The following is a 26,407-nucleotide window of genomic DNA, read 5'->3' on the forward strand; positions in this document are numbered from 1 at the left end:
CCGTGATGGAAGACGATCGGCTGCGCGTCCTTCGGACCCCAATCCTTGTAGAAAATGTCAACGCCGTCCTTGGTGGTGACGAAACTGCTGGTCATGTCGGTGTCTCCTTGATGGGTGGAAGCGGTTTTGGTCTGGGCGAATACGGGGATGTTGAAGGCTGCGAGCGACACGGCCGCGCCGCCCGTGATCAGCAAGCCGCGGCGTGTGGCCATCGGGCCGAAGCCCTTTTCTTTCGATGCCATGGTCGTTCCTTTCTCGGATGGCGCTACTTCGTCGTCGTTTCGACATGGACAGATGTAGGCCATTCATGCTTTCACCACAGGCGGCGAAACTGACTTTGATCATGCAGAAAGTGACAATATGGCGGAGCGGCTGACGATGATGACCGAAGTAGGTCTGTTGATCTATCCGGATTGCCAGCTTTCGGCCGTTTATGGTCTGACCGATCTCTTCCGCATCGCGAGCCAATGGGCACCGCAGCAGACCGAGCATCCACGCGCCATCCGGGTCTCGCACTGGCAGGTGGTCGGGGAGGACGTCACCTGCGTCTGGGACAGTCATCCGGGGCGGCCGCATCGTCTCGGCTACGCCATCGCGCCGCCGAGCATCGTCATGCCCGTGCTGATGCAACCGATGCCCGTGGCGGCGAACTGGATGGCGAGCCGGCATGCCGAGGGCGCGACCGTGTGCTCCATCTGCGCCGGCGCCTTCGTTCTGGCCGAAACCGGTCTGGTCAACGGCCGGAGGGTGACGACGCATTGGGCGTTCAGCGAGGAACTGGCGGCGCGCTATCCGCAATTGGAGTTGGCGGCCGAGCAGATGGTGATCGACGATGGCGATGTGATGACGGCCGGCGGCATTCTGGCCTGGACGGATCTCGGGCTGACTCTGGTCGAAAAGCTGATGGGCGTCGGCACGATGCTGGCGACGGCGCGCTTCCTTCTGGTGGATCCGCCGCGTCGCGATCAGGATGTCTACAGAGCCTTCATTCCCAAGTTCGACCATGGCGACGCCGCCATTCTCGGCGTACAGCACCATATCCACGCGCAGGCGGCCGGGGCGCATGACATTCCGGAGCTCGCGCGGCGGGCCGGTCTGGCGGAACGAACCTTCCTACGGCGCTTCACCAAGGCGACGGGTCTGCGCCCCACCGAATATCTCCAGCAGATACGCATCATGAAGGCGCGCGACGCGCTGGAAACGACCAATATCTCCGTCGAACAGATTTCCTGGACGGTCGGCTATTCGGATGTCACGGCTTTCCGCCGGGTGTTTCAACGCCTGACGAGCCTCACCCCCACGCAATACCGTCAACGCTTCGGCGTGCGGCGCGAGACATCGGACGCCGTCTCCGCGGCGTGAAATCGCGTGGACGGCCGCCTCAGCCTTGGGCCGATTTGAGCGCCGTCAGCGCCGCCTGGAGATCGGCGACCAGAGCTTCGCCGGTCTCGAAGACGCCGCCTTCCACCACCACCATGTTGCGGCCCGCGCCCTTGGCTTCATAGAGGCATTGATCGGCGCGGTCGATGGCGGCCTGGAGATTGTCGTTTTCCGCCTGCATCTTGGCGACGCCGAAGCTCGCGGTGATCTGCCTGTCGATGCCGAACTGGCGCCAGTCGCGGCCGGCGAAACGCAGCCGGATGCCATGGGCCAGCACGCCAGCCTCCGCAAGGTTGGCCGCGGGGAGGCAGATGACGAATTCCTCGCCGCCCAGCCGCGCGGCAACCGCGCCGGCGGGGATCGACGTGCGGATTTCCAGAGCGAAAGCCGCAATCACCATGTCGCCGGCGGCATGGCCGTAGCGATCGTTGACCTGCTTGAAATGATCGATGTCAGTGACGACGATGACGCCGGACCAGGCCGCTCCGCCCTGCGCGGGCTTCAACGCCTGATCGAGACCGCGCCTGTTGTAGAGACCGGTCAACGGGTCGATCTCGGCGGCGCGGCGATAGTTCAACATCACCCGCATGACCATGGAGCCGAAGGCGGCTGCGGCCAGCAATACGCCGAAGCAGCCGGCGGTGAGCTGGATGGCCACGGCATAGACCGACTCGGCGAAGGCGGCGAGATCGTCAGTGCCGCCGACGAGATAGTTGATGGCCGCCACACGCGTCAGCGTTTCGATGACCACCATCGAGGCGGCGGCGACGAGCAGCCGGTCGGCCGTCGCATGCGCCTTTTGCACCACGCCGGAAAGCGGCAAGCCTATGAGGAGGGCGGCGACGAGATCGTTGAGCAGGAGTTCCGAGCGGAGATCGCCGAGGCCGAAGACCAGATAAGCGTCGACGCCGAGATAGCCGCCGATCAGCAGCAGCCGATGACGCAGCGGATAATCGACGCCGAAATGCGTCAGCAGCGCCTGACCATAAAAGAAGAAGCCGAACACGAACAGCGCATCGCCCGACATCGCAATGGCTTCGGCGGGGCCGAGCGGAAGGCTCATCAGGAAGCCGAGCCCGGAGCAGCCGAAGCCCAGGCCCCAGAACAAGGCGGCCTTCAACCCGAACCGCCACAGCGCCAGAAAGACCGCGGACACGGTCAGCGCCATGATCGGCAGGGTCAGGGCAAAACTATCGAAGGCTTCCATGACATTCCCGGCGACGAACTCACTCTTTTCACCAGAGCTACAGGGCCGGCCTTAAAATTCGTTTTAAATCGGAACGTTTTGTCGGTTTTCGCCCGGTTGCGGGCAAAGCTGCGGCTGGATAGAACCGAGGAAAACCTGTGAGGGCCGCATGAGCGTGACGATTTACGGAATCAAGAACTGCGACACGATGAAGACGGCTTTCACTTGGCTGGACGGCCAGGGCGTGGCCTACCAGTTCCACGACTACAAGAAGGCGGCGCCGTCGCCCGAGACGATCGCCGCCTGGGTGGATGCGCTCGGCTGGGAGACGGTGCTGAACCGGGCCGGCACGACCTTCAAGAAACTGCCCGAGGAAGACCGGGCCGGTCTCGACCGCGACAAGGCGATCCGGCTGATGGCGGCGCAGCCCTCGATGATCAAGCGGCCGATCCTCGACAGGGACGGAGCGCTGACGGCCGGCTTCAAGCCGGAGCTCTATGCGGCGATCTTCGGAGGCTGAGCATGTCGAAATCCACCCGCGCCACGCTGGCTCTCGCCAAAGCCGGCGTCGCCTTCGAGACGGTGACCTATGACTACGATCCCGACGCGGACCGGATCGGGCTGCAGGCGGCCGAGGCGATCGGCGCACCGGCGTCCATCGTCCTCAAGACGCTGATGGCGGAGGTGGACGGCAAGCCCGTCTGCGTCGTGCTGCCATCCGATGAAGAAGTGAGCATGAAGAAGCTCGCCAGCGCCTTCAAAGGCAAATCCGCCAATATGATGAAACCGGCGCAGGCGGAGAAGACCACCGGCTTCGTGGTCGGCGGCATCTCGCCCTTCGGACAGAAAAAGCAGGTTCCGACGGTGTTCGAGGAGCAGGCGCTCGTCCACACCCTCGTCTATATGAATGGCGGCCAGCGCGGCCTGCAGGTGAAGCTGGCCCCTCAGGACGCAATCGAGGCGGCGAATGGCTTCGCCGCCTCGGTCATCGCTTGAATTTTCTGTTCGATCAGGCCGTCTGTTCGGAGGACGGCGCGGCGTCCGCCTTGGGGCCGCCCTTGGAAACGCCGACCATGGCGGGGCGCAGCACGCGGTCGCCGATCACATAGCCGTCCTGCACCACCTGGATGACGGTGTTGGCCGGGATTTCCGGATTGGGGACTTCGAACATCGCCTGGTGGAAATTCGGGTCGAATTTCTGGCCGGTCGGTTCGATCTTCTTGACGCCATGGCGTTCGAGCGCCGACAGCATGGAGCGCTCGGTCATTTCCACCCCCTCGACCAGCGCCATGAAGCCGGCGTCGCCGCCGGCGCGCGCCTCGGCCGGAATGGCGTCGAGCGCGCGGCGCAGATTGTCGGACACGCCGAGCATATCGCGGGCGAAGGACGCCGCCGAATAGGTCTTGGCGTCCTTGACGTCACGCTCGGTGCGGCGGCGCAGATTGTCCATCTCAGCGGCGAGGCGCAGATATCGGTCCTTCAGATCGGCGTTCTCCGCCCTCAGAAGCTCGATCGGATCGGGTTCGGCGGCGGGCTGGGCCGTTTCGGCGTTTTCATGAGCGGCGGCGGCGGTTTCGGCGTCCGGCTGCGGCGCGTTCTTGGTCTCGTCGGTCATTACGGTCTCCGCATAGGTGAATGCATCTGAGGTGAGCTGATTTGATCGGGGATATCGAGGTTCGAGGCGAAAAAATCAAGGCTTCGCGTCAAGATTCGCGGGTTTTCGGACGGAGCCTCTAGCCCTTGCCGGCGAGTTTTGACATCAATTGCGCGGTGTAATCGACCATGGGCACAATCTTTGAATAATTGAGCCGCGTGGGTCCGATCACGCCGACCGCGCCGATGATGCGATCCTCGCTGTTGCGATAAGGCGCGACGACCAGCGAGGAGCCCGACAGCGAAAACAGCCGGTTTTCCGAACCGATATAGATGCGGACGCCTTGGCCCGTTTCGGCCAGATTGAGAATGTCGCTCAGCGATTCCTTTTTTTCGAGATCGTCAAACAGCATGCGCAAGCGGTCGAGATCCTCGGCCCCGTCGACGCCTTCCAGGAGATTGGCGCGGCCGCGCACGATGAGCCGAGTGGGGCCATCCTCGTCGGCGGCGCCCGACCAGGTGGCGAGCCCGCGCTCCACGAGATCCCGCGACAATTGGTCGAGTTCCGTGCGGATGGTTTCCTTCAAGCGGGCGATGCGCTCTCCGGCCTCGGTCAGCGTCAACCCGGACATATGGGCATTGAGGAAATTGGCGGCGGCGACCAGTTGGGACGAGGTGATGCCGGCCGGCAGCGAGATGATCCGGTTTTCCACCTCGTCGCGATCGCCGACCAGAACCGCGAGCGCCTTTTCGGGCGACAGCCGGATGAATTCGACATGCTTGACCTGGCTGTCGTTCTTGGCGGTGATGACGAGGCCCGCGCCGCGCGAGGCCGAGGACAGAAGCTGGCTTGCGCCGTTCAGCGCATTCTCGACCGGCGTATCGCGATTGTCGGGGCTGATCTGCCGGTCGATCTGCCGGCGTTCATCCTCCGACAGCGCGCCGATCTGCATGAAGGCGTCGACGAAGAAGCGCAGGCCTTGCTGCGTCGGCAAACGCCCCGCCGAGACATGCGGCGAATAGATCAGGCCCAGTTCTTCGAGATCGCTCATCACATTGCGGATCGAGGCCGGCGACAGCGACATCGGCAGGAGACGCGAGAGAGAGCGCGAACCCAGCGGTTCGCCCGTGCCGAGATAGCTTTCGACAATGCGCCGGAAGATTTCGCCAGACCGATCGTCGAGCATTTTCATCTAGCATTCCCTGTCGATGACGCATTCCACCATGGCCGGCGAAGGCCGGACCCACTGGAAATATAAGGATTTGAAGGCGCTGCGCAAAACAAAATCACGCCTTTTCCTTTGCAAATCCCCCCTCGCGCCCTTATTAGGCTTGCAGACAAGAAAGCAGGAGTAGCGACAATGCGGCCATCCGGACGGAAAACCGATCAAATGCGCAAGGTGACGTTCGAGCGCGGCTTTTCCAAGCACGCCGAAGGCTCCTGCCTGGTGAAGTTCGGCGACACGCATGTGCTCTGCACCGCGAGCGTCGAGGAAAAGCCGCCGGCATGGCTGCGCAACACCGGCAAGGGTTGGGTGACCGCCGAATACGGCATGCTGCCGCGTTCGACCGGCGACCGCATGCGCCGCGAGGCGACCTCCGGCAAGCAGGGCGGCCGCACCCAGGAAATCCAGAGGCTGATCGGCCGCTCGCTCCGCGCGGTCGTGGACCTGCAGGCGCTCGGCGAACGCCAGATCACCGTCGACTGCGACGTGATCCAGGCCGATGGCGGCACCCGCACCGCTTCGATCACCGGCGGCTGGATCGCACTGCATGATTGCCTGAAGTGGATGGAAGCCCGCAACATGCTGAAGGTCGACAAGGTCCTGAAGGATCATGTCGCGGCCATCTCCTGCGGCATCTTCGCCAACCAGCCTGTCATCGACCTCGATTATCTCGAAGACTCCTCGGCTGAGACCGACGCCAATTTCGTCATGACCGGAAAGGGCGGCATCGTCGAGATCCAGGGCACGGCCGAAGGCGCGCCGTTCAGCGAAGAAGAACTGTTGACGCTGATGGGCCTCGCCAAGAACGGCATTGCCGAACTGGTGGGCCTGCAGAAGCAGGCGATCGCCTGAGGAGACCTGCGATGAAGGCCGGCCGCGTGCTCGAAACCGCCGTCTACGCCGCCGATCTCGATGCGGCCGAAGCCTTTTATCGCGATGTGCTCGGGCTGGAGCTGATTTCGCGCGGCGCCAACCGACATGTGTTCTTTCGGGCGGGAGACGGTGTGCTCCTGGTGTTCAATCCCGAGGAAACCGTCATTCCGCCGGCGCCCGACCAGCTGCCCGTGCCGCCGCATGGCGCGCGGGGGCCGGGGCATCTCTGTTTCGCCGCGAGCGGAAACGAGATCGACGCTTGGGAGCGCCGGCTGACGGACGCGGGCGTGGCGATCGAATCGCGCGTCGACTGGCCGAATGGCGGCCGCTCCATCTATTTTCGCGATCCGGCGGGCAATTCGCTGGAATTCGCCGAGCCCCGCATCTGGGGCGTCTGAACCAGAGGCAATCATGCGCAAGCTCGACAGCAAGACCATCATCGTCGCCAGCCACAATGCCGGCAAGATCGCCGAGATCAACGATCTCATCGGCCCGATGGGCTTCACCGCCAAATCCGCCAAGGAACTGAACCTCGCCGAGCCCGACGAGACGGGCACGACCTATGAAGAAAACGCCCGCATCAAGGCGCTGGCCTCGGCGATGGCGTCGGGGCTGCCGGCGCTGTCTGACGATTCCGGCCTCGCCATCGACGCGCTCGACGGCGCGCCGGGCGTCTACACCGCCAATTGGGCCGAACGCGAGGACGGCGGCCGCGATTTCGCCTGGGCGATGGAGAAAGTCGAGCGCGCGCTGGAAGAAAAGGGAGCGCTTGCGCCAGACCAGCGCAAGGGCCGTTTCGTCAGCGTTCTGTGCCTCGCCTGGCCGGACGGCCATACCGAAACCTTCCGCGGCGAGGTCGAGGGCGAGATCGTCTGGCCGCCGCGCGGAACCGCCGGCTTCGGCTATGACCCGATCTTCAAGCCCGAGGGCTATGAAACGACGTTCGGGGAAATGACGGCCGAGGAAAAGCATGGCTGGCGGCCGGGCGACGCCGAGGCGCTGTCGCATCGCGCCCGCGCCTTCAAGCTTCTGGTCGAAACGGGACTGACGCTCTGAGATGGACGTGAACGCCGCCCTGCTACCGGATACGGGCGAACCGGGTTTCGGCGTTTACCTCCACTGGCCCTTCTGCGCGGCCAAGTGTCCCTATTGCGATTTCAACAGCCATGTCCGCCACCAGCAGGTCGACCAGGACGCTTTCGTCGTGGCCTTTCTCAAGGAAATGTCTGTAATGCGCGAGTTGAGCGGGCCGAAGACGGTGACCTCCGTGTTTGTCGGCGGCGGCACGCCCTCGCTGATGGAGCCCGAGACGATCGACGCGCTGTTGACCGGGATTTCCCGGCTCTGGCACATGCCCGACGGCATCGAGATCACCATGGAGGCCAATCCCTCCAGCGTCGAGGCCGAGCGTTTTCGCGGCTATCGCGCCGCCGGCGTCAACCGGGTGTCGCTCGGCGTGCAGGCGCTGAACGATCGCGACCTCAAATTCCTCGGACGTCTGCACAATGTCGAGGATGCGCTGAAAGCGGTGCGGCTGGCGCGCGAGATCTTTCCGCGCATGAGCTTCGACCTGATCTACGCCCGGCCCGGTCAGAGCGAAGAGGAGTGGATCCGCGAGCTCAATGAGGCGATCGGCTATGCGGTGGATCACCTGTCGCTCTATCAGCTGACGATCGAGGAGGGCACGCCCTTCTTCGGCCTGCATCAGAACGGCAAGATCGTGCTGCCCGACGCGGACGCCGCCGCGCGCCTCTACGAGATCACCCAGGAGGTGACGGAGGCTCATGGCATGCCGGCCTATGAAGTCTCCAACCACGCCAAGCCGGGCGCGGAAAGCCGTCACAACCTGACTTATTGGCGCTATGGCGACTATGCCGGCATCGGGCCCGGCGCGCATGGGCGCCTGAGCCGCCAGGGCCACAAATATGCGACCGCCACAGAGCGGCATCCGGAAACTTGGCTCGCGAGCGTCGCCGCCAAGGGCCACGGCATGGTGGAACAGGAAAGCCTGGAGCGCGACGAGCAGGCCGACGAGATGCTGCTGATGGGGCTCAGGCTGCGCGAAGGTCTCGACCTCGCCCGCTGGAGCGAATTGGCCGGCCGCGGTCTCGACCCGGATCGGGAAGCCTTCCTGATCCAGCACGGGCTTCTCGAGCGACTGGGCAATTCGCGGCTGCGCTGCACGCAATCGGGCATGCTGGTTCTGGACGCCGTGGTCGCCGATCTCGCCGCCTGATCATGCTCGCTTGCGCGGAGCTTGAAGGCGACGTCTTCAGTCGCTTGCATGGTCTTGACGAAATCGGATTTTGGCTTTTTTAATAGGGGCCTAGGTAGCGCCAGGATGATTTGCTCTCCGCGTTCGGAACCTGATTTCTAGCATATCGCTTTTCATGTCATCCCACACGATCGAAGGCGCCTCTGCGGGCGGCGCGAAACGAATCCGCAAATCCATCGAATGGCCCACCGTCCTCCTCGCTGTCGTCATATATGGCGGCTGGGGGCTTCTTACCCTCTTCTGGGCCACTCTGCCTTATCCCCTGCTCTTTGTGCTCGGCGGCTGGATCGTCGCCTGGCACGGCTCCCTTCAACATGAGGTGCTGCATGGGCACCCCACCCGCTTCAGGGTGATCAACGACGCCATCGGATGGCCGCCGATCTCGATCTGGCTGCCCTACCGGCTCTACAAGCGCTCGCATCTCAAGCACCACAATGACGACTGGTTGACCGATCCGATCGAGGATCCGGAATCCTACTACTTCACCGGCGAGCATTGGACGCGAACCGGCGCCGCGGGTCGCCTGCTCGCGACCGTCAACAACACGCTGCCGGGACGGCTCGTCGTCGGCCCGCTGATCGCGGTGGCTGCCCTGTTCGGCTCGGAGGCCGCGCTGATGGCCAAGGGCGATTTCCGCCATCTCGGCCTCTGGCTTCGGCATGGTCTCGGGGCGGGCGTCGTGCTCGCCTGGGTTACGCTCGTCTGCGACATGCCGGTCTGGATCTACCTGACCGCCTTCGTCTATGCGGGTCTGGCCTTCTCGCGGCTCCGCTCCTTCGCCGAACATCGCTATGCGGGGGAAAAGGAAGAGCGCACGGCGATCGTCGAGAACACGCCGGCGTTCGGGCTGCTGTTCCTGCACAACAATCTTCACATCGTGCATCACAGCCGGCCGCAACTGGCCTGGTACAAGATCCCCCGGCTCTACAAGGCCGAACGCGACGCCTTCATCCGGCTGAACGGCGGCCTGGTCTACAACGGCTATTGGGAAGTGGCGCGGCGCTACTTCTTCCGAACCCATCACCAGCCCGTGCATCCACACTATCAGGACCGGGTGATGGTCGGCGATCAGGCGAGGGCCGTATAGCCCTGCGCATCCGCCTGGCGACGAAGATCGTCGAGCCTCTGGTAGTCGCCGTCCGAAAGGATGGCGACGCCTTTCAGCCCCAGCGTATCGAGGACTGATTTACAATCCGGATCGGCCAACACATCCATGAGCGCCGAACGGATCGCTGCAAGCTCCGCATCGCTGGTGGTCCCGCGCGTGATGAAGGGCAGCCCAGGTCCGCGCGGCGTCGCCGATACGATCCGAACGCCCGCAAGGCGTTCCGGCGCATGCATTTCGAGCAGCCCCCAAGTGACGGTGTCCACCGAAGCGATGTCCGCCAGCCCCTCGCGAACGGCATCGATGGAGGCGACATGGCCGCCGCTGACCATGATCGAGCCGAAGAACGGCTTGCCCCCGGCGAGCGGCGCGATCGCCGCGCGAAACAGGTTCATGCCGGAATTGGACATCCAGTCATTGATGGCCACGCGGGCACCCCGGAAATCCGAAAGCGTCAGGCCGGGATGATTCTCATGGGCGATCACGAAGCTCGCGCGATCCGTCCCCTCGCCGCCGGCAAACGCGTAGATCGGCGTGGCCACCAGCCGCACCTTGCCCCTGAGCTCCATGACATAGGGATAGCCGCAGGTCTGGGAGAAGATCAGATCCGGCTCGCTCCAGACCGCGTGGTAGTGCGACTGCCGGTCGAGGCCGTCGGACACGGAAAGACCGCGCTGGCGCAGTTTTCGCGCGAGCGCGGTCCAGAAAAGATCGTTGGCCCGCCGCACGGGTCCATCCATGTCATACATCGACAGTGTGGCGCGGAGCGGCGAGGCCAAGGACGGATCACTCATTGATGAGGCGGCGGAGCAGTTCGACCTCCTGCGACAGCTTCTGATCGGAAGACAACAGCTCTTCGATCTTGCGCACGGCGTGCAGAACGGTGGTGTGGTCGCGTCCGCCGAAACGACGACCGATTTCCGGGAAGGAGCGGGGCGTCAGCGTCTTGGAGAGATACATCGCCACCTGGCGCGGCTTGACGATGACGCGGGTGCGGCGGTTGGACACCAGTTCCTGTCGCGAGACATTGTAGTGCCGGGCGACGATGCGCTGGATGTCTTCGATTCGCACGCGCTTCGGCTCACCGGCGCCGACCAGATGCGACAAGAGCTCGTCGACCCGCTCGAGCGACAGATCCGGCTCGAAGGAGCGGCGGAAAATCAGCTGGTTGAAAGCGCCTTCCAACTCCCGGCCGGACGCCGTGACGTTTTCAGCGACATGGCGGAGGATGGTTTCCGGAATATCGATACCGGGATCCTCGGCGCGAGCCTGGGCCAGGCGGATCTTCATCATTTCGAGCCGCATTTCGAAATCGGGGCCTTCGATCTCGATCGCGACGCCGCCCTGCAGGCGGGAGCGCACGCGCGGATCGAGCGATTCGAGTTCCCAAGGCGCGCGATCGGCGGCCACGACCACCTGTTTGGCGCTGTCGAGCAGCATGTTGAGCAGATGGCAGAATTCGTTCTGGATCAGCTTGCCCTGCAGGAACTGCATGTCATCGATGATCAGGATATCGATGTTGCGCAGCGATTCCTTCAGCGTCAGCGCGTCGTTGTCGCGGATGGCGGTGGCGAAGCGCCACATGAAATATTCGGCCGTCAGATAAACGACGCGCGGGTTGCGCGGGTTCGATAGGGCTGCCGCGGCGATCGCCTGCAGCATGTGAGTCTTGCCGAGACCGACGCTCGAATGGATGAACAGCGGATTGAAACGGACCGCGCCGGCGCCCGATTCGGCGATGGTCTTGGCGGCGGCGAGCGCCACCCGGTTGGACGAGCCTTCGACGAAGCTCTGGAAGGTGTAGCGGCTATCGAGCGGCGAGCCGAACAGCGTGCTCTGCTGGGTCGGAGCCGGCCGGGCGGCAGGCTGCTGCGCTTGCGGCTGAGACATGTGCTGCGGCTGGGACGTGGCGAAAGAAGCACCGCGGCGCTGCGGTTGGGCGGCGGGCGCCGGATCCGCAAGGTTCGCGCCAGCTTCGTCTGCCATACCCGGACGAGAGGGACGTGCGGCGGACCTGACGACGATCTCGACCTTGAGGATGTTGGCGTCTTCTTCCTGGAGAAGCGACGTCATCATGTCGAGATATCGATTGTTGATCCAGGACTTGAGAAAGGTCGTCGGCACCGAGAGGCGAACGACGCTCTTGGAAACGGACTGGATCTTCAGCCGGCCGAACCAGCTCGCATAGACCTCGGGGCCCACTTTGGCCTTGAGTCGTGCGCTGAAACGCTCGAACAAGGCGTCGGTCTTCATCCCTCTTTCCCCCGCATCCGCTTCAGCATTGGCTGCCGTTATCAGCGCGTCCCCGGAAGAGAACGCGCCCTTTTCTGTCATTGTCATGTGCATGTCGCCGCCTTTTTCCACGTCATGAACGCCAGCCGCGAACTTCATCGCGACCGATCATCCGTCCTCCTGAAGGTCAGGCTCATCCGCCAATCCGCAGCCGTTCCCGGATGCGAAAGGTTTGACGGGCCTCGTTGGGCTTGACGATCAGGATCTAACGCTCATCTACTCACACTGTTCCCTGCATTTCCTGTCCCTGGAAAATGCCGGAATTTACGCACTCGCCTCGACGAAACGCTCCCCGCGATAGGTCGACAGAATAGCGCGGGAGACTCTGACGAGTCGACCCTTGGCATGCCTGTCGGTCGAGGATTGAGCGATGCTTCCGCCCGAGACCGGAGCTTGGTTTACCGATGTGTCCTGGTTGTCTTCATCGGTTTTCCCTGTCTCCGTGGAAGTCATTTAGGCAAGATCGACGGGCAAGATCAATCGCCTTTTTTACCCAATCTTAAGAGAAAACCGTTGACTTTCCCGAAGCGCAGTCCGCACTCCGGACCCCCAATAGAGAATCGCAGACAAATCAAAGGGATTCCCTGACAGGCGCATTTTCGGGGCGTCACAATCAAAAAAATAAAAAATTCACTTGACTCGACTTAGCGGACCACTGCCGCAAGGAAAGGCGCGAGCAACAAAACACACCTCGCGCAACTCATTGAAATTCATAGATTATTTACGCCTCTTACGATCGCTCCAAATTGTTGCAATTGTCAGATCTCATGACATTTTGACGAAATTCCGTTCGCGAATCCCGGAAACGACAAAAGGCCCGGCGCGAACGCCAGGCCCTTTTCAGTAACGATGACTGCCTAGATCAGGCGCCGATCGCGTTCACGCGGCTGGCGAGGCGAGACACCTTGCGGGAGGCCGTGTTGCGATGGACGACGCCCTTGGTGGCGGCGCGCTGCAACTCGGGCTGAGCAGCCTTCAGAGCGGCTTCGGCTGCGGTCTTGTCGCCGGATGCGATGGCTTCCTCGACCTTGCGAATGAAGCTGCGCATGCGCGAACGACGCGCCTTGTTGACGTCGGTGCGGCGGGCGATCTTGCGGGTCGCTTTTTTCGCCGAAGTGGTATTGGCCATGTATGCCTCTCTAGATTCGATCCTGTCCGACATGCCCCTTTGCCGCGGACCCTTCCGGGGTACGGCCTCAATGCCGGGCAATGAGGGAGCATCCAGAAAAGCCGGATAGACGGCTTTTCAAACTGTGGGCGGCGTATAGCGCCAAACCGGTCGTGCGTCAATGATCCCGTCAAAAGAATCTGCGGCGGCTGCGCGCATGGCGAGTCCCGTCTCAGCGATGGCCGAAGGCGGGCTTCCGCTTCTCCACGAAGGCCGTCATGCCTTCTTTCTGGTCTTCGGTGGCAAAGAGCGAATGGAAAAGCCGTCGCTCGAAGCGCAAACCTTCGGCGAGCGTGGTCTCGAAGGCGCGGTTGACGCTTTCCTTGGCCATCATCACCGAAGGGGTCGAGAAGGAGGCGATCTTTTCGGCCGCGGCAAGCGCTTCCTCCATCAGACGCTCTGCAGGCACGACGCGGGCGACCAGCCCGATGCGCTCGGCCTCGGCGGCGTCGATCATGCGGCCGGTCAGCACCATGTCCATGGCCTTGGCCTTGCCGACGGCGCGGGCGAGCCGCTGCGTGCCGCCCATGCCGGGCAAAATCCCAAGAGTGATTTCTGGCTGGCCGAATTTGGCCGTGTCGGCGGCGATGATGAAATCGGCCATCATCGCCACCTCGCAGCCGCCGCCGAGCGCGAAGCCCGCCACCGCCGCGATCAGCGGCTTGCGGAACGCGGTGACGCGATCCCAGCCGCCGGCGTAGTCGGCGCCATAGGCTTGCGCATAAGTGAGATCCTTCATCTCCTTGATGTCGGCGCCGGCGGCAAAGGCCTTTTCCGAGCCGGTCATCACCACGGCGCGCACGCCGTCGTCTGCGGCGAAGGCCGAGAGCGCCTCGACCAATTCCTCCAGCAGCTTCGCATTGAGCGCGTTCAGCGCCTGCGGGCGATTGAGCGTCACGAGCCCCACGGCTCCGCGCGTTTCGACGATCAGCGTTTCATAGGCCATGTTCTATCCCCCATGTCATATCTGGCATTGCGAACAAAAGAATGTCGAGCGGCCCGCCTGGACGATGCGGCCGACGGTTCCCGCGCAGCCCGGCGTCGGACAGGATTGCCCTTCGCGGTCATAGACGCGGAAGCGGTGCTGGAAATAGCCGAGCGAGCCGTCGGTCTGAATGTGATCGCGCAGCGACGAGCCGCCCGCCTCGATCGCCTCGGCGATCACCGCGCGGATATCGTCCGACAGTCTCGACAAGCCGGCTGTCGGCCCGCCCGCGGCCTCGACCAGCGCGCCGACAGGGGTTTCGGGCGACAGACCCGCGCGATGCATGGCTTCGCAGACATAGATATTGCCGAGCCCGGCGATGATCTTCTGGTCGAGAAGCGCGCTCTTGAGCGGCTGCTTGCGGCCCCTGAAACGGGTGGCGAGATAGTCGGGCGACAGAAGATTGCCCGTCGGCTCAGGCCCCAGTCCCTGAAAGGCCGGGTAATCGTCGAGGAGATGATCGCTCCACAGATGCATGAAGCCGAAGCGGCGAGGGTCATTGTAGATGATGCGGGCCGGGCCCGCCTCGCCCGTGAGATCGAAGATCACGTGGTCATGGGTCGCATCCTTGGAACGCGGATGATGGAACTCGCCCGGCGTCCCACTTACCTCCGCTTCGATCCGGAAGGAGCCGGACATGCCGAGATGGGCGATCACCGTGGAGCCGCCCTCGACATGGATGAGCAGATATTTCGCGCGACGTCCGAGCGCCGCGATGCGGCGGCCCTGCAGCGCCTCGGCGAAGCCTTCGGGAAAGGGAAAGCGGAGATCGGGCCGGTTGAGCGTCACGCGGCCAATGCGCGCTTTTTCCATGAAGGGCGCGAGGCCGCGTCGCACGGTCTCCACTTCAGGCAATTCGGGCATGGGCGGCGGACTTTCTCGGGCGTGGCTGTCGCCGCCTATATAGACAAGCCGAACGCCGCTCGCCAGTCCGCCGTATCAATCAGCCGGGGGTCGGTAGGGATCGGCGAGCGCCGCGCCGGGACGGCTGATCGGATATTTGCGCAGCGAGATCCTGGCCGCCAGGCGCTTTTCGCCGTAGCGCGTGAGAAGCTCCCGGAAGCTCTTGTGCATGCCGCCGTCCTGATAGGCGTAAGCGGTCGACGCCGAGGGCATGGAGAGCGGCGCAGACGCCAGCGCCGGCTCGGTAAGGCACGGCGCCAGCGGATTGGCCGGCAGGCTCTCGGCCGGCTGGTTGAACACGTAACGACCCGAACAGGCGGCGACGGCGGGTTCGCGCCGGGTGGCCTCGAACGAATCGTAGCCCACCTTCATCGCCCGCCAGAACTCCATATTGGGGTCGCCGGCATGTCGGGCCATGTTGTCGGCGGTCATGCGGAACGGATAGGACTGGACCTGGAAGGACGGCTGGCCCGATTTCAACGCCGCCTTCACCAGCGGATAAATTTCGGCCATCTGCTGGTCCGTGAGCGCGAAGCAGCCCGAGGACGAGCAGGCGCCATGCACCATCAGCGCCTCGCCGGTATAGCCCAGCGCGCTTTCGAGCCGGTTGGGATAGCCGAGATTGAAAGACAGATAGAATTGCGACTTGGGATTCAGCTGGCCGAGCGAAACCTGATAAAAGCCCTCCGGCGCCTGGCGGTCGCCGATCTTCTTCTTCGGACCGAGTTTGCCGGACCAGCGGCAGATCGGATAGGTCTTGAACAGCGCATACTGCCCCGACGGTTTCTTCTTCCAGACCTCGAATTCGCTTTCGGCCTTGAAGATGCGGATCAGCACCGGGTCCTCCTCGCGGAAACCCTTGGCGCGGATCTCGCGGGCGAGTTTCGGGGAGATGGAGGTATCCGGCTCGATGTCGAGCGCCGATGTCGTGCAGCCGGCAAGCGCGCCGAGCGCGAGAAGGCTGATCGCGGCGCAAACGGAGAGGAATGGGAACGACTGAGTCTTGGCCATCGGATACATACTCGGGACTTCTGATCTCCCTTATCCGGGGACGATCTTTCCGGTTCGTTAATCACATGTCTCGATCGGGAAGCTTGATCAGCCTCAACACGAGAACGTGACCGTATTATGCCCGGCAAAGCCTGTGCGAAGCCTTTATCGCATCGACTGAGCGCCCGGCCCCGCGACCATTTTGCGTCTCGCGCCTATGGCGTCGGCCGGACCGATCCGGTATGGTCCGCGGCATTCTAAAACAAGAAGACAAAAAAGACAGAAATGGAGCGCCTCATGACGACGGAACGCGCAAGCGCCGATGGCGGCATGGAAACATCCTATGGTTTTCGCCAGGTCAATCCCGGCGAAAAGCAGGGCCTGGTCAACGACGTGTTCCACAAAGTCGCCAAACGCTATGACATCATGAACGACCTGATGTCGGCCGGCCTGCACCGCGTCTGGAAGGACGCGATGATCGCAGCCCTCAATCCACGCAAGAGCGCCGATTACAAGGTGCTGGACGTGGCGGGCGGCACCGGCGACATCGCCTTCCGCATCGTCGAAGCCTCCGGACGGCTGGCGCAGGCGACCGTGCTCGACATCAACGGCTCGATGCTGGGCGTCGGCGCCGAGCGCGCCGAGAAGAAGGGGCTGGCCGGCAATCTGACTTTCGTGGAAGCGAACGCCGAGGAACTGCCCTTCGAAGCCAACACGTTCGACGCCTATACGATCGCCTTCGGCATCCGCAATGTGCCGCGCATCGATGTCGCGCTGTCGGAAGCCCATCGCGTGCTCAAGCGCGGCGGCCGTCTGCTGGTGCTGGAATTTTCGGACGTGGAGCTGCCGCTGCTCGACCGCGTCTATGACGCCTGGTCGTTCAACGCCATCCCCAGGATCGGCAAGGCGGTGACGGGCGAGGCCGAACCCTACCAATATCTGGTGGAATCGATCCGCAAATTTCCCAATCAGCGGGATTTCGCCCAGATGATCGCCAAGGCAGGCTTCTCGCGGGCGACCTACACCAATTATTCGGGCGGCATCGCCTGCCTGCATTCCGGCTGGAAGCTTTGACCCGATGAGCACTGCCGGAGCCTATCTGCGCCTGATCAATCTCGGTTGGGTGCTGACGCGCGAGGGCGTGATCTCCGCCCTGCCCGCCGATCATCTGCCCGCCATTCTGCGCTTCGGCCATTCGCTGGCCGGACTGCTCGCCAAGAAGCGGGCGAAGACGTCGGCGCAATCGGACAATCTCGCTCGCGCCGTCGATCGTCTCGGACCCTCCTATGTGAAGATCGGCCAGTTTCTCGCCACGCGCCCCGACGTGGTGGGCAAGGATTTCGCCGCCGATCTGGCGCTGCTGCAGGACCGGATGTCGACCTTTCCGATGGAGGCCGCCCGGCGCCAGATCGAGGATTCGCTCGGCCGCAGCATCGAGGATCTGTTCGAGGAATTCCTGCCGCCTGTCGCCGCCGCCTCGATGGCGCAGGTGCATCCCGCCATCGTGATCGACAAGGAAGGGAGCCGCCGCAAGGTCGCCGTCAAGGTGATCCGGCCGGGCGTGCGCGAGCGCTTCGCCCGCGATCTCGAAACCAATTTCGTGGTGGCGCATCTGCAGGAGCGGTTCTATCCGCCCGCCCGTCGCCTGCGGCCGGTCGAGGTCGCCAAGACGCTGGAGCAGACCACCAAGATCGAAATGGATCTGCGGCTCGAAGCCGCGGCGCTGTCCGAGCTCGACGAGAACACGGTCGACGATCCCGGCTTCCGCGTGCCAAAGGTCGACTGGGAGCGCACCGGCCGCGACGTCGTCACCATGGAATGGATCGACGGCGTCAAGATGTCCGACATCGCCGGGCTCAAGGCGGCCGGCCATGATCTTTCCATGCTGGCGCAGACACTGATGCAGAGCTTCCTGCGCCACACGCTGCGCGACGGCTTTTTCCATGCCGACATGCATCAGGGCAATCTGTTCGTCGATCCCACCGGCGAGATCGTCGCCGTCGACATGGGCATTGTCGGACGTTTGGGCAAGAAGGAGCGGCGTTTCCTGGCGGAAATCCTGTTCGGCTTCATCACCCGCGATTACCAACGCGTGGCCGACGTGCATTTCGAGGCCGGCTATGTGCCCGCCCATCACAATCACGCCTCCTTCGCTCAGGCCATCCGCGCCATCGGCGAGCCGATCCACGGCCAGCCGGCCGACACGATTTCCATGGCGAAACTGCTGACGCTGCTGTTCGAAGTCACCGAGCTGTTCGATATGCAAACACGCTCGGAACTGATCATGCTGCAGAAGACCATGGTCGTGGTCGAAGGCGTGGCCCGCTCGCTCGATCCCCATTTCAACATGTGGAAGGCGTCCGAACCCGTGGTCGGATCCTGGATCCGCGACAATCTCGGACCCAAGCGCATTGTCGGCGACCTGAAGGACGGTTTGAAGGCGGCGATGCGCATCGCCGAAGCCGTGCCGGAGATCGCCGCGCGCGTTGAGAAACTCGCGGTCAACATCACCGACATGACCGAGCATGGACTGAAATTCGACGCCGAGACCGCCGAGAAGATCGGCAGGTCCGAAGCGCGACACTCGCGCTCCGGCCGCGTCGCTCTCTGGGTGATCGCCGGCGCTCTTCTTTACATTGCCTGGCGTATCTCAGCGTTCTGAGTGGTCATCCAAGCCGGCAGCGCGGCGATCGCGCTTTCGGCGCTCATGACGGCGGCAATCTTGTCGGTCATATAGCGCAGCGACACCGAGGCGTGCTCGTCGTCATAAGACGCCACAGCGTCCTCGACGATGACCACATCGAGATCGCGCTGATAGGCGTCAATTGCGGCCATGCGGATGCAGGCATGGGTGTTGACGCCAGTCAGCACCAGCCTGGTGACGCCGCGGTTCGCGAGGATTTCGTCGAGATTGGTTCGGAAGAAGGTGCTGTAGCGCTTCTTGACGATCTCGATGTCGTCAGCCTCGCGCTCGAGGCCCGGATGAAGGGCGGCGCCGGGCGTTCCCTCGATCGACACCGCGACCTGCTTGCGCCGCATTTCCAGGAACGCGTCGCTGAGATCGGCCTTGAACTCGCCGCGGACCATGATCACCGGCAGGCTCCGCGCCCGAAAGGCGCGAGCAAGCCGGTTCTGGCGGTCGATCAGGGGTTCCACGCATTCAGGCGGCAGCGCGGCCAGCGCGTCGATCTGCATGTCGATGATCATCAGGGCTACGGTCATGGTCCGATCTCCAAATCGCGCCCGATCCATGCCCTTCACGGTTAACAGAAGAATGACAGAAATCAGACCATTTTGCAGCGCTCAAAAGCGATCCACAGCCGATCGCACATGCTCGCGGATGGTCGTGATCATGATCGACAGCGCCAGGCTCGTGTCACGGTCGGCGCGTGTGGTCAGGCCGACCGCGCCGCGGGTCTCGGACGTGTCGATATCGAGCCGTACGAGACGCCCCGCCGCGATATCGGGCGAGGCGACGCCGCGCGAGATGATCCAGACGGCATTGAAACGGTCGAGAAAGGCGCGGGCGAAACTGTCCGACACGGTCTCTATCGTCTGCGGTAGGTCGGCGATTCCGTTGGTCAGCAGGAAGCGATCGACCAGGGGACGGATGACGGCGCCCGAAGGGGGGATCAACACCGTGTATTGAGCGAGTTCGGCAAGCGAGAAATGGGGACGCGTCGTCAGCGGATGGTCGACGCGGACAACGAAACAGACCTCTTCCGAATACAGCGGCTCGAAATGCAGGCCGGTCATGCGCTCCGGCGCTGCGAGACGGCCCACGACGAGATCGAGATCGCCGAGCCTGAGCGCATCGAGAAGCACGCGATTTTCGCCCGACACGATGGTCACGGGACTGCCGGTGCCGGCCTCCAGAAAGGCATGGACGGCGTCCGGCAGGAAGGTGGCGGAAGCGGTGGGCAGAGCGCCAATGCGCAGCGGCGGCCCGAGCGACTTGCGGGCGAGCGAGATGGAATCGACGCCCCGCTGAACGGCGGCGACACTTTCGCCGGCATGGCGGAGAAAGACCTCGCCGAAGCGGCTGATGCGGATGCCGCGGCCATCCTTTTCGAACAGGTCGGCGCCGAGCGCGTCTTCCAATTCGCGGATGGTGCGGGTGACGGCGGGCTGGGTGATCGCCAGCACATCGGCGGCGCGGCCAACGCTTTTCTGTCGCGCGACCTCTATAAAGGTCTGCAGATGGCGAAACTTGATTCGGCTGTCCATTCATAGCTCCACGGTTATGAATGGCTGCGTAAATATCATTTTTCCCGCCAAAAACCATTCGGTATCTTTTGTCCCAGTGAGGAGCGCATCATGGCTTTCGCCAAAATCAACGGACAGGTTCTGCATTACGAATTCCTGACGGAATCGAAGGACGATCCCGTCGTCGTGCTCATCAATTCGCTGGGCACGGATTTCCGCATCTGGCTGCCGTTCATCGATGAGATTGCCGAGGAATGGTCCTTCCTGCTCTATGACAAGCGCGGCCATGGCCTGTCGGAGACCGGCGCGACACCCTATTCGATCAGCGATCACGCCAAGGATCTGATCGGCCTTCTCGACCACCTGAAGATCAAGAAGGCGACGCTTGTCGGCCTGTCGGTCGGCGGCCTGGTCGCTCAGGAAGTCTGGCGGCAGCGCCCTGCGTTGATCGAGAAGATCGTGCTTTGCGACACGGCTCACAAGATCGGCACGGCCGACGGCTGGAACCAGCGCATTGCGGGCGTCACCGAAAAGGGCATCGCCTCGCTCGCCGATGGCGTGATGAAGCTTTGGTTCACGCCTGACTTCCACGCCAAGCGCGCTGATGACCTCGCAGGTTACAAGACCATGCTGACTCGGCAATCGGTCGAAGGCTATGCGGCGACCTGCGCCGCCATCCGCGACGCCGACTTCACCACGGTGGCGCCGACCATTTCGGTCCCTGTGTTGGCGGTGGTGGGTGACCAGGACGGCTCGACGCCGCCGGATCTGGTGCGCTCGACCGTTGCGCTCATTCCCGACGCCCAGTTCGAGATCATCGAGGGCTGCGGCCATATTCCCTGCGTCGAACAGCCGGCGCAGCTCGCCGAACTGATCGTCGATTTCATCAACGAGGACTGACACGTGACGGACGCTTCCCAGACGGAACGGCATCGGCAAGGCCTGGCGACCCGGCGCTCGGTGCTCGGCGACGCGCATGTGGACAGGGCCGAGGCGGCCAAGACCGCCTTCGACGAGCCCTTTCAATCGCTGATCACCGAGGCCGCCTGGGGGCATGTCTGGTCGCGGCCGGAATGGACCAAGCGCGAGCGTTCGATGGTGACGATCGCGCTTCTGGCGGCGCTTGGCCATGATGAGGAGGTGGCGATGCATGTGCGCGCCACCGCCAATACCGGCGCGACGCCCGAGGATCTGCGCGAGGCCATGCTGCATGTGGCGATCTATGCCGGCGTGCCGGCCGCCAATCACGCCATCAAGATCATAAAAAAAGTGCTGGATGAGATGAACGCCACCCAATCTCATGGAGGAAAAGCATGAGCCGCAATGAAAGGCCCGAAACCGGCGCCTTCTACGCCCGCGACCGCGCCTGGCAGCCGCCGGCGCTGACGCCGCTTTACAAGACATCCGTGCTGCGCTCGCCGCAGAAGGCGCTTCTGTCGCTGGACGGCACCAAGAGCGAGATCACCGGCCCGGTCTTCGGCCACAATATGCTCAACGAGCTGGATAACGATCTGATCGTCAACTACGCCAAGCCGGGCGAAATGGCGATCGGCGAACGCATTCTCGTGCATGGCCGGGTGCTGGACGAACGCGGGCGCGGGGTGGCCGGCGCGTTGGTGGAATTCTGGCAGGCCAATGCCGGCGGCCGCTACCGCCACAAGAAGGAAACCTATCTCGCCCCCCTCGATCCCAATTTCGGCGGCTTCGGCCGTTCGATCACCGATGAAGACGGTTACTACTGGTTCAAGACCATCAAGCCGGGCCCTTACCCCTGGATGAACTGGGTCAATGACTGGCGTCCGGCCCATATCCACTTCTCGGTGTTCGGCCATGGTTTTGCCCAGCGGCTGATCACGCAGATGTATTTCGAGGGCGATCCGCTGATCTGGAAATGTCCGATCGTCAAGACGATCCCGGATGAGGAAGCCATCAGGCAGTTGATCGCGCCGCTCGACATGAATTCCACCATACCGATGGACATGCGCGCATATAAATTCGACATCGTGCTGCGCGGCCGCCGCTCGACATTCTTCGAGAATCGCAAGGAGGGCAACTGACATGGTGCAGACGCTCGACTACCTCAAGGAAACCGCCTCCCAGACCGCCGGCCCCTATGTGCATATTGGCCTGACGCCGAATTTCACCGGCATTCACGGCGTCTATGACCGCGATCTCGGCTCCGGCCCGCTCTACAACGACAAGACCCGCGGCGAGCGCATCACCATCAAGGGCCGCGTAATCGACGGCACGGGCACGCCGCTCCGCGATGCGCTGGTGGAGATCTGGCAGGCCGACACCGACGGCTTCTACAACAGTCCTTCTGAAACACGCGGCAAGGCCGATCCGAACTTCCTCGGCTGGGGCCGTTGCCCGGCGAATATGGACAGTGGCGAATTCACCTTTGAGACTATCAAGCCGGGCCGCGTTCCCTTCCGCGAAAAGGACCCGCGGCTGATGGCGCCGCATGTGACGCTCTGGATCGTGGCGCGCGGCATCAATATCGGGCTCAACACACGGATGTATTTCTCCGACGAGGCCGAGGCCAATGCCGAGGACCCGATCCTCAAGACGATCGAGCATCGCGTGCGCGTGCCGACCCTGATCGGTCAGCGCGATGGTGATGTCGTGAGTTTCGACATCCATCTACAGGGCGAGAAGGAAACGATCTTCTTCGATATTTAGCCGACTTACATTGGGAAGCGCGCCTCGGGGGCGCTTTCTCAGGTCAGCACGCGGGCAAGCTCGACCTGCACGGCGAGAAGCGGCCGGAGATAGCGCGCCTGAAGCGCGTCCGGCGCTTCCGAAGCCGCAGCCAGCCCGACATTGATCGCAGCGACGACATGGCCGCGCATATTGCGCAAGGGGACGGCGATCGAGCGCAAGCCGATCTCGACCTCCTGATCATTGAGCGCGAAACCGTCGCGCCTAACGCCGTCGAGGAGCGCCATCAACGGCTCGATATTCGTCACCGTTCTCTCGGTCCGCTGGGTGCGAATAGACGCCTCCAGAATGCGTCGGGCTTCAGCAGGGTCCAACGCTGCAAGCAGAATGCGACCCATCGACGTGCAATAGGCCGGCAGCCGCGAACCCGGCATCAGCGCGATCGACATGACCCGACGCTGCGCCGCGCGCGCCACATAGACGATCTCGGTTTCATCGAGAATGCAGACGGAACTGCTTTCGCCGATGTCCTGGCTGAGCCGGTCGAGCACAGGCTGGACGATCCGGGGAAGCGGCATGGCCGCGAGGCTGCCGACGCCCAGACGCAGCACGCGCGGCGTCAGCGTGAAGAACTTGCCGTCGTAATCGGCGTAACCGCCTTCTGCCAAAGTTAGCAGGCAGCGGCGGGTGGTGGCGCGGTCCAGCCCTGCAAGCGTCGCCGCTTCAGTGATTGACAGGCGGGGACGATCGGCGCTGAAGGCTTCGATGACTTTCAGCCCTTTCATCAAGCCACCCATGATGTCGCGCGGTTCCGCCACCTCAAACTCCATTTGTGCGATATTCGTACAAATATCTTATATCGCACAATTTGATGGACGTCGATCCGGGACGAGATTATTTCTTTGCTGACGCCGACCGGTTCTCCGTGCGGTCGGGATGGAGGTTCCGAATGGACAAGACAGTTTCCAGCGCGGCGGACGCCGTCGCCGCGATCGGCGATGGCGCGACCGTGATGATCGGCGGCTTCGGCGGCTCTGGCGCGCCGATCGAGCTCATTCACGCGCTGATCGACAAACGGCCCACCGGCCTGACGGTGATCAACAACAATGCCGGCAACGGCCGCATCGGCATCGCCGCGATGATCGACGCGGGCATGGTCAAAAAGATGATCTGCTCATTCCCGCGCTCATCGGACCCGCGCGCCTTCACCGACCGCTATCTGGCCGGCCAGATCGAACTGGAGCTCGTGCCACAGGGCACGCTCGCCGAGCGCATCCGCGCCGGCGGCGCTGGCATTCCCGCCTTCTACACGCCGACCGCCTATGGCACCGAGCTCGCCAATGGCAAGGTGATCGCCGAATTCGACGGCCGCCCTTACGTGCAGGAGCGCTGGCTGAAAGCGGACTTCGCCATCGTCAAGGGCCATATCGGCGACCGCCACGGCAACCTGACCTACAACAAGGCTGGCCGGAATTTTAATCCGCTGATGTGCATGGCGGCCAAGACCACGATCGTGCAGGTCTCGAAAATCGTCGAGGCGGGCGAGATCGATCCCGAACAGGTCGTGACCCCCGGCATCTTCGTCAATCAGGTCGTCGAGATCCCCAACCCGCAACAGGAAGAAGAGCTCATCCGAGCCGGAGTGGCCTATATATGAGCATCGACACACGCGAAGACATCAAGCTTTCCAACGCCCAGATCGCCTGGCGCGCCGCCCAGGACATCGAGGACGGCGCCTATGTCAATCTCGGCATAGGCTTTCCCGAAATGGTCGCCAAGTTCCAGCCGCCGGGCCGCGAGGCGATCTTCCACACCGAAAACGGCATTTTGAATTTCGGCGAGGCTCCGAAGGCGGGCGAGGAAGACTGGGATCTGATCAACGCCGGCAAGAAGGCGGTGACGCTGAAGCCGGGCGCCGCCTTCTTCCACCATGCCGACAGTTTCGCTATGGTGCGCGGCGGCCATCTCGATGTGGCGATCCTCGGCGCCTATCAGGTGGCCGAAAACGGTGACCTCGCCAATTGGCGGGTGGGATCCAAGGGCGTGCCCGCCGTGGGCGGCGCGATGGATCTGGTGCATGGCGCCAAGCAGGTCTTCGTCATCACCGAACATGTGACCAAGACCGGCGAGCCTAAACTCGTGGAGCGCTGCACCTTCCCGCTGACCGGCGTCGGCTGCATCACCCGCGTCTATACCAGCCATGCGGTTGTCGACATCAGGAACGGCCGTTTCGTCGTCCGCGAAAAGCTCGCGGGAATGACCATGGATGAATTGCAGGCCATGACCGGCGCTCCCCTCCATGTCGAGGGCGACGTCGCCGCGCTCACCGTGCCGACGCTTTGAATTGAGGAAAATGACCATGACCGACGCCTTTATCTGCGCTTATATCCGCACGCCCATCGGCCGCTTCGGCGGCTCGCTGTCTTCCGTCCGCTCCGACGATCTCGGCGCCACGCCGCTGAAGGCGCTGATGGCGGCGCATTCCTCGGTGGATTTCGCCGCCGTGGACGAGGTGATCTTTGGTTGCGCCAACCAGGCCGGCGAAGACAATCGCAATGTCGCGCGCATGTCGTCGCTGCTCGCGGGCCTGCCCGTCTCGGTGCCGGGCACGACGATGAACCGGCTCTGCGGCTCGGGCATGGACGCCGTGATCACCGCCGCCCGCGCCATCAAGGCCGGCGAAGCCGAAATGATCATCGCCGGCGGCGTGGAAAGCATGAGCCGCGCGCCCTTCGTGATGCCGAAGGCCGAGAGCGCCTTTTCGCGCGCGGCGGAAATCCATGACACGACCATCGGCTGGCGCTTCGTCAATCCGCTGATGAAGAAGCAGTATGGCGTCGATTCCATGCCGGAGACGGCGGAAAACGTCGCTGACGACTATCGGGTCAGCCGCGAGGACCAGGACGCCTTCGCCGTTCGCTCCCAGGCCAAGGCGGCGGCGGCGCAGGCCAATGGCCGTCTCGCCCGCGAGATCACGCCGGTGACCATACCCCAGAAGAAGGGCGACGCCATCATCGTCGACCGGGACGAGCATCCCCGCGCCACGACGATGGAGGCGCTCGCCAAGCTCCGTCCGATCGTGCGCGCCGACGGCACGATCACTGCCGGCAACGCCTCGGGCGTCAATGACGGCGCCGCAGCCCTGATCATCGCCTCGGAAGCCGCCGCCAAGAAGCATGGCCTGACGCCGATCGCCCGCATTCTCGGCGGGGCGACCGCCGGCGTGCCGCCGCGCATCATGGGCATCGGCCCCGCGCCCGCGACCCAGAAGCTTCTCGACCGGCTGGGCCTGACCCAGGACCAGCTCGACGTGATCGAACTCAACGAAGCCTTCGCCAGCCAGGGCCTCGCCACGCTGCGCCAACTCGGCGTCGCCGACGATGACGACCGCGTCAACCGCAATGGCGGCGCGATCGCGCTCGGCCATCCGCTCGGCATGTCGGGCGCGCGCATCGCCGGCACGGCGGCGCTGGAACTCACGCTGACCGGTGGGCGCTATGCGGTGGCGACGATGTGCATCGGCGTCGGCCAGGGCATCGCTATCGCGCTCGAACGCGTTTAAAC

At 63.4% G+C, this 26,407-nt stretch carries 30 protein-coding genes; 17 read left to right on the plus strand and 13 right to left on the minus strand.

All coding sequences use genetic code 11. The features are described 5' to 3' along the window. A partial coding sequence (locus OCK01_RS21970) for an alpha/beta fold hydrolase (RefSeq protein WP_412179056.1) occupies positions 1-242 on the minus strand: 242 nt, incomplete at its 3' end. A 136-nt stretch (positions 243-378) separates the two neighbouring features. On the opposite strand from OCK01_RS21970, the gene OCK01_RS21975 reads away from it, so the two are divergent. After that, complete coding sequence (locus tag OCK01_RS21975) at positions 379-1,362, plus strand: GlxA family transcriptional regulator (protein WP_263825826.1); 984 nt, start codon at positions 379-381, stop codon at positions 1,360-1,362. Positions 1,363-1,381: 19 nt separating this feature from the next. Here OCK01_RS21975 and OCK01_RS21980 read toward each other — a convergent pair whose 3' ends face one another. Further along, positions 1,382-2,587, minus strand: a complete 1,206-nt coding sequence (locus tag OCK01_RS21980) for a GGDEF domain-containing protein (RefSeq protein ID WP_263825827.1) — start codon at positions 2,585-2,587, stop codon at positions 1,382-1,384. Positions 2,588-2,735: 148 nt separating this feature from the next. Here OCK01_RS21980 and OCK01_RS21985 point away from each other — a divergent pair, with 148 nt between their 5' ends. Both OCK01_RS21985 and ybaK read left to right on the plus strand, forming a co-directional pair. Further along, entirely contained in the window at positions 2,736-3,086 is a 351-nt protein-coding gene (locus OCK01_RS21985; protein WP_263825828.1) for an arsenate reductase, read from the plus strand. A gap of 2 nt (positions 3,087-3,088) precedes the next feature. Further along, positions 3,089-3,562 (plus strand): Cys-tRNA(Pro) deacylase, encoded by a 474-nt coding sequence (gene ybaK, locus OCK01_RS21990; RefSeq protein WP_263825829.1) that lies wholly within the window; start codon positions 3,089-3,091, stop codon positions 3,560-3,562. A gap of 13 nt (positions 3,563-3,575) precedes the next feature. Here the strand turns inward: ybaK and grpE are convergent, their stop codons facing one another. Then, positions 3,576-4,181, minus strand: a complete 606-nt coding sequence (grpE, locus tag OCK01_RS21995) for a nucleotide exchange factor GrpE (protein ID WP_263825830.1) — start codon at positions 4,179-4,181, stop codon at positions 3,576-3,578. A gap of 118 nt (positions 4,182-4,299) precedes the next feature. After that, positions 4,300-5,352 carry a heat-inducible transcriptional repressor HrcA gene (hrcA, locus tag OCK01_RS22000; RefSeq protein ID WP_263825831.1) on the minus strand — a complete coding sequence of 351 codons (1,053 nt, stop codon included), beginning with the start codon at positions 5,350-5,352 and terminating at the stop codon, positions 4,300-4,302. 168 nt (positions 5,353-5,520) lie between these two features. On the opposite strand from hrcA, the gene rph reads away from it, so the two are divergent. The 5 genes from rph (at position 5,521) to OCK01_RS22025 (ending at position 9,620) form a co-directional block, all read left to right on the plus strand. After that, positions 5,521-6,237 (plus strand): ribonuclease PH, encoded by a 717-nt coding sequence (gene rph / locus OCK01_RS22005; protein ID WP_263825832.1) that lies wholly within the window; start codon positions 5,521-5,523, stop codon positions 6,235-6,237. A gap of 11 nt (positions 6,238-6,248) precedes the next feature. After that, the gene (locus OCK01_RS22010) at positions 6,249-6,656 is read left to right on the plus strand and encodes a VOC family protein (protein WP_263825833.1); all 408 of its coding nucleotides are present in this window, start codon (positions 6,249-6,251) and stop codon (positions 6,654-6,656) included. 13 nt (positions 6,657-6,669) lie between these two features. Further along, positions 6,670-7,314 carry an RdgB/HAM1 family non-canonical purine NTP pyrophosphatase gene (rdgB, locus tag OCK01_RS22015; protein ID WP_263825834.1) on the plus strand — a complete coding sequence of 215 codons (645 nt, stop codon included), beginning with the start codon at positions 6,670-6,672 and terminating at the stop codon, positions 7,312-7,314. 7 nt (positions 7,315-7,321) lie between these two features. Then, positions 7,322-8,494: a radical SAM family heme chaperone HemW gene (hemW, locus tag OCK01_RS22020; RefSeq protein WP_263825835.1), complete on the plus strand. Its 1,173-nt coding sequence runs from the start codon at positions 7,322-7,324 to the stop codon at positions 8,492-8,494. 154 nt (positions 8,495-8,648) lie between these two features. Next, entirely contained in the window at positions 8,649-9,620 is a 972-nt protein-coding gene (locus OCK01_RS22025) for a fatty acid desaturase (RefSeq protein ID WP_263825836.1), read from the plus strand. Here OCK01_RS22025 and OCK01_RS22030 read toward each other — a convergent pair. The 6 genes from OCK01_RS22030 to OCK01_RS22055 all read right to left on the minus strand — a co-directional run bounded on the left by OCK01_RS22030 (position 9,602) and on the right by OCK01_RS22055 (position 15,997). Then, positions 9,602-10,417, minus strand: a complete 816-nt coding sequence (locus tag OCK01_RS22030; RefSeq protein ID WP_263825837.1) for a phosphate/phosphite/phosphonate ABC transporter substrate-binding protein — start codon at positions 10,415-10,417, stop codon at positions 9,602-9,604. The genes OCK01_RS22025 and OCK01_RS22030 overlap by 19 nt on opposite strands. 7 nt (positions 10,418-10,424) lie before the next feature. Further along, positions 10,425-11,984 carry a chromosomal replication initiator protein DnaA gene (gene dnaA / locus OCK01_RS22035; RefSeq protein ID WP_182827722.1) on the minus strand — a complete coding sequence of 520 codons (1,560 nt, stop codon included), beginning with the start codon at positions 11,982-11,984 and terminating at the stop codon, positions 10,425-10,427. 808 nt (positions 11,985-12,792) lie between these two features. Continuing rightward, positions 12,793-13,059, minus strand: a complete 267-nt coding sequence (gene rpsT / locus OCK01_RS22040; protein WP_263825838.1) for a 30S ribosomal protein S20 — start codon at positions 13,057-13,059, stop codon at positions 12,793-12,795. Between the two features lie 211 nt (positions 13,060-13,270). Beyond that, complete coding sequence (locus OCK01_RS22045; protein WP_263825839.1) at positions 13,271-14,044, minus strand: enoyl-CoA hydratase; 774 nt, start codon at positions 14,042-14,044, stop codon at positions 13,271-13,273. Positions 14,045-14,059: 15 nt separating this feature from the next. Beyond that, complete coding sequence (mutM, locus tag OCK01_RS22050) at positions 14,060-14,947, minus strand: bifunctional DNA-formamidopyrimidine glycosylase/DNA-(apurinic or apyrimidinic site) lyase (RefSeq protein ID WP_263825840.1); 888 nt, start codon at positions 14,945-14,947, stop codon at positions 14,060-14,062. Between the two features lie 75 nt (positions 14,948-15,022). Beyond that, positions 15,023-15,997, minus strand: a complete 975-nt coding sequence (locus OCK01_RS22055; protein ID WP_263825841.1) for a L,D-transpeptidase family protein — start codon at positions 15,995-15,997, stop codon at positions 15,023-15,025. 276 nt (positions 15,998-16,273) lie between these two features. Here OCK01_RS22055 and ubiE point away from each other — a divergent pair, with 276 nt between their 5' ends. Continuing rightward, complete coding sequence (ubiE, locus tag OCK01_RS22060) at positions 16,274-17,050, plus strand: bifunctional demethylmenaquinone methyltransferase/2-methoxy-6-polyprenyl-1,4-benzoquinol methylase UbiE (protein ID WP_263825842.1); 777 nt, start codon at positions 16,274-16,276, stop codon at positions 17,048-17,050. A gap of 4 nt (positions 17,051-17,054) precedes the next feature. Continuing rightward, entirely contained in the window at positions 17,055-18,638 is a 1,584-nt protein-coding gene (gene ubiB, locus OCK01_RS22065) for a 2-polyprenylphenol 6-hydroxylase (RefSeq protein WP_263825843.1), read from the plus strand. Here ubiB and OCK01_RS22070 read toward each other — a convergent pair. Both OCK01_RS22070 and pcaQ read right to left on the minus strand, forming a co-directional pair. After that, positions 18,608-19,198, minus strand: coding sequence for a cysteine hydrolase family protein (locus OCK01_RS22070; protein WP_263825844.1), 591 nt, complete (start codon positions 19,196-19,198; stop codon positions 18,608-18,610). The genes ubiB and OCK01_RS22070 overlap by 31 nt on opposite strands. A gap of 81 nt (positions 19,199-19,279) precedes the next feature. Next, entirely contained in the window at positions 19,280-20,203 is a 924-nt protein-coding gene (gene pcaQ, locus OCK01_RS22075) for a pca operon transcription factor PcaQ (RefSeq protein WP_263825845.1), read from the minus strand. 90 nt (positions 20,204-20,293) lie between these two features. On the opposite strand from pcaQ, the gene pcaD reads away from it, so the two are divergent. The 4 genes from pcaD to pcaG are packed head-to-tail and all read left to right on the plus strand — an operon-like array spanning position 20,294 to position 22,864. Beyond that, the gene (pcaD, locus tag OCK01_RS22080; protein WP_263825846.1) at positions 20,294-21,082 is read left to right on the plus strand and encodes a 3-oxoadipate enol-lactonase; all 789 of its coding nucleotides are present in this window, start codon (positions 20,294-20,296) and stop codon (positions 21,080-21,082) included. A gap of 3 nt (positions 21,083-21,085) precedes the next feature. Then, entirely contained in the window at positions 21,086-21,499 is a 414-nt protein-coding gene (pcaC, locus tag OCK01_RS22085; protein ID WP_263825847.1) for a 4-carboxymuconolactone decarboxylase, read from the plus strand. Further along, positions 21,496-22,239 carry a protocatechuate 3,4-dioxygenase subunit beta gene (pcaH, locus tag OCK01_RS22090; RefSeq protein WP_263825848.1) on the plus strand — a complete coding sequence of 248 codons (744 nt, stop codon included), beginning with the start codon at positions 21,496-21,498 and terminating at the stop codon, positions 22,237-22,239. The genes pcaC and pcaH overlap by 4 nt, the downstream gene beginning before the upstream one ends. Position 22,240: 1 nt before the next feature. Beyond that, positions 22,241-22,864 carry a protocatechuate 3,4-dioxygenase subunit alpha gene (gene pcaG / locus OCK01_RS22095; RefSeq protein ID WP_263825849.1) on the plus strand — a complete coding sequence of 208 codons (624 nt, stop codon included), beginning with the start codon at positions 22,241-22,243 and terminating at the stop codon, positions 22,862-22,864. A 38-nt stretch (positions 22,865-22,902) separates the two neighbouring features. Here the strand turns inward: pcaG and OCK01_RS22100 are convergent, their stop codons facing one another. Continuing rightward, positions 22,903-23,640 (minus strand): IclR family transcriptional regulator C-terminal domain-containing protein, encoded by a 738-nt coding sequence (locus tag OCK01_RS22100; RefSeq protein WP_412179061.1) that lies wholly within the window; start codon positions 23,638-23,640, stop codon positions 22,903-22,905. Between the two features lie 152 nt (positions 23,641-23,792). Between OCK01_RS22100 and OCK01_RS22105 the strand changes: the two genes are divergently transcribed. From OCK01_RS22105 to pcaF, 3 genes are read left to right on the plus strand one after another with little or no spacing between them, the layout of a single operon-like run. After that, complete coding sequence (locus OCK01_RS22105) at positions 23,793-24,500, plus strand: 3-oxoacid CoA-transferase subunit A (protein WP_263825851.1); 708 nt, start codon at positions 23,793-23,795, stop codon at positions 24,498-24,500. Continuing rightward, on the plus strand, positions 24,497-25,186 hold the full coding sequence (locus OCK01_RS22110) for a 3-oxoacid CoA-transferase subunit B (protein ID WP_263825852.1): 690 nt from the start codon (positions 24,497-24,499) through the stop codon (positions 25,184-25,186). Before OCK01_RS22105 ends, OCK01_RS22110 begins: the two co-directional genes overlap by 4 nt. Before the next feature lie 16 nt (positions 25,187-25,202). Further along, complete coding sequence (gene pcaF, locus OCK01_RS22115; protein WP_263825853.1) at positions 25,203-26,405, plus strand: 3-oxoadipyl-CoA thiolase; 1,203 nt, start codon at positions 25,203-25,205, stop codon at positions 26,403-26,405. Positions 26,406-26,407 lie beyond the last annotated feature (2 nt).

It is taken from the genome of Rhizobium sp. TRM95796 (assembly GCF_025779995.1).
Classification (GTDB): domain Bacteria; phylum Pseudomonadota; class Alphaproteobacteria; order Rhizobiales; family Rhizobiaceae; genus Rhizobium_E.

Bases quoted from the DNA above. Each gene is read 5' to 3' on its own strand.
- OCK01_RS21975 (WP_263825826.1), top strand. From the start codon at position 379: ATGATGACCGAAGTAGGTCTGTTGATCTATCCGGATTGCCAGCTTTCG.
- OCK01_RS21980 (WP_263825827.1), bottom strand. From the start codon at position 2,587: ATGGAAGCCTTCGATAGTTTTGCCCTGACCCTGCCGATCATGGCGCTG.
- OCK01_RS21985 (WP_263825828.1), top strand. From the start codon at position 2,736: ATGAGCGTGACGATTTACGGAATCAAGAACTGCGACACGATGAAGACG.
- ybaK (WP_263825829.1), top strand. From the start codon at position 3,089: ATGTCGAAATCCACCCGCGCCACGCTGGCTCTCGCCAAAGCCGGCGTC.
- grpE (WP_263825830.1), bottom strand. From the start codon at position 4,181: ATGACCGACGAGACCAAGAACGCGCCGCAGCCGGACGCCGAAACCGCC.
- hrcA (WP_263825831.1), bottom strand. From the start codon at position 5,352: ATGAAAATGCTCGACGATCGGTCTGGCGAAATCTTCCGGCGCATTGTC.
- rph (WP_263825832.1), top strand. From the start codon at position 5,521: ATGCGGCCATCCGGACGGAAAACCGATCAAATGCGCAAGGTGACGTTC.
- OCK01_RS22010 (WP_263825833.1), top strand. From the start codon at position 6,249: ATGAAGGCCGGCCGCGTGCTCGAAACCGCCGTCTACGCCGCCGATCTC.
- rdgB (WP_263825834.1), top strand. From the start codon at position 6,670: ATGCGCAAGCTCGACAGCAAGACCATCATCGTCGCCAGCCACAATGCC.
- OCK01_RS22025 (WP_263825836.1), top strand. From the start codon at position 8,649: ATGTCATCCCACACGATCGAAGGCGCCTCTGCGGGCGGCGCGAAACGA.
- dnaA (WP_182827722.1), bottom strand. From the start codon at position 11,984: ATGCACATGACAATGACAGAAAAGGGCGCGTTCTCTTCCGGGGACGCG.
- rpsT (WP_263825838.1), bottom strand. From the start codon at position 13,059: ATGGCCAATACCACTTCGGCGAAAAAAGCGACCCGCAAGATCGCCCGC.
- OCK01_RS22045 (WP_263825839.1), bottom strand. From the start codon at position 14,044: ATGGCCTATGAAACGCTGATCGTCGAAACGCGCGGAGCCGTGGGGCTC.
- mutM (WP_263825840.1), bottom strand. From the start codon at position 14,947: ATGCCCGAATTGCCTGAAGTGGAGACCGTGCGACGCGGCCTCGCGCCC.
- OCK01_RS22055 (WP_263825841.1), bottom strand. From the start codon at position 15,997: ATGGCCAAGACTCAGTCGTTCCCATTCCTCTCCGTTTGCGCCGCGATC.
- ubiE (WP_263825842.1), top strand. From the start codon at position 16,274: ATGACGACGGAACGCGCAAGCGCCGATGGCGGCATGGAAACATCCTAT.
- ubiB (WP_263825843.1), top strand. From the start codon at position 17,055: ATGAGCACTGCCGGAGCCTATCTGCGCCTGATCAATCTCGGTTGGGTG.
- OCK01_RS22070 (WP_263825844.1), bottom strand. From the start codon at position 19,198: ATGACCGTAGCCCTGATGATCATCGACATGCAGATCGACGCGCTGGCC.
- pcaQ (WP_263825845.1), bottom strand. From the start codon at position 20,203: ATGGACAGCCGAATCAAGTTTCGCCATCTGCAGACCTTTATAGAGGTC.
- pcaD (WP_263825846.1), top strand. From the start codon at position 20,294: ATGGCTTTCGCCAAAATCAACGGACAGGTTCTGCATTACGAATTCCTG.
- pcaH (WP_263825848.1), top strand. From the start codon at position 21,496: ATGAGCCGCAATGAAAGGCCCGAAACCGGCGCCTTCTACGCCCGCGAC.
- pcaG (WP_263825849.1), top strand. From the start codon at position 22,241: ATGGTGCAGACGCTCGACTACCTCAAGGAAACCGCCTCCCAGACCGCC.
- OCK01_RS22100 (WP_412179061.1), bottom strand. From the start codon at position 23,640: ATGGGTGGCTTGATGAAAGGGCTGAAAGTCATCGAAGCCTTCAGCGCC.
- OCK01_RS22105 (WP_263825851.1), top strand. From the start codon at position 23,793: ATGGACAAGACAGTTTCCAGCGCGGCGGACGCCGTCGCCGCGATCGGC.
- OCK01_RS22110 (WP_263825852.1), top strand. From the start codon at position 24,497: ATGAGCATCGACACACGCGAAGACATCAAGCTTTCCAACGCCCAGATC.
- pcaF (WP_263825853.1), top strand. From the start codon at position 25,203: ATGACCGACGCCTTTATCTGCGCTTATATCCGCACGCCCATCGGCCGC.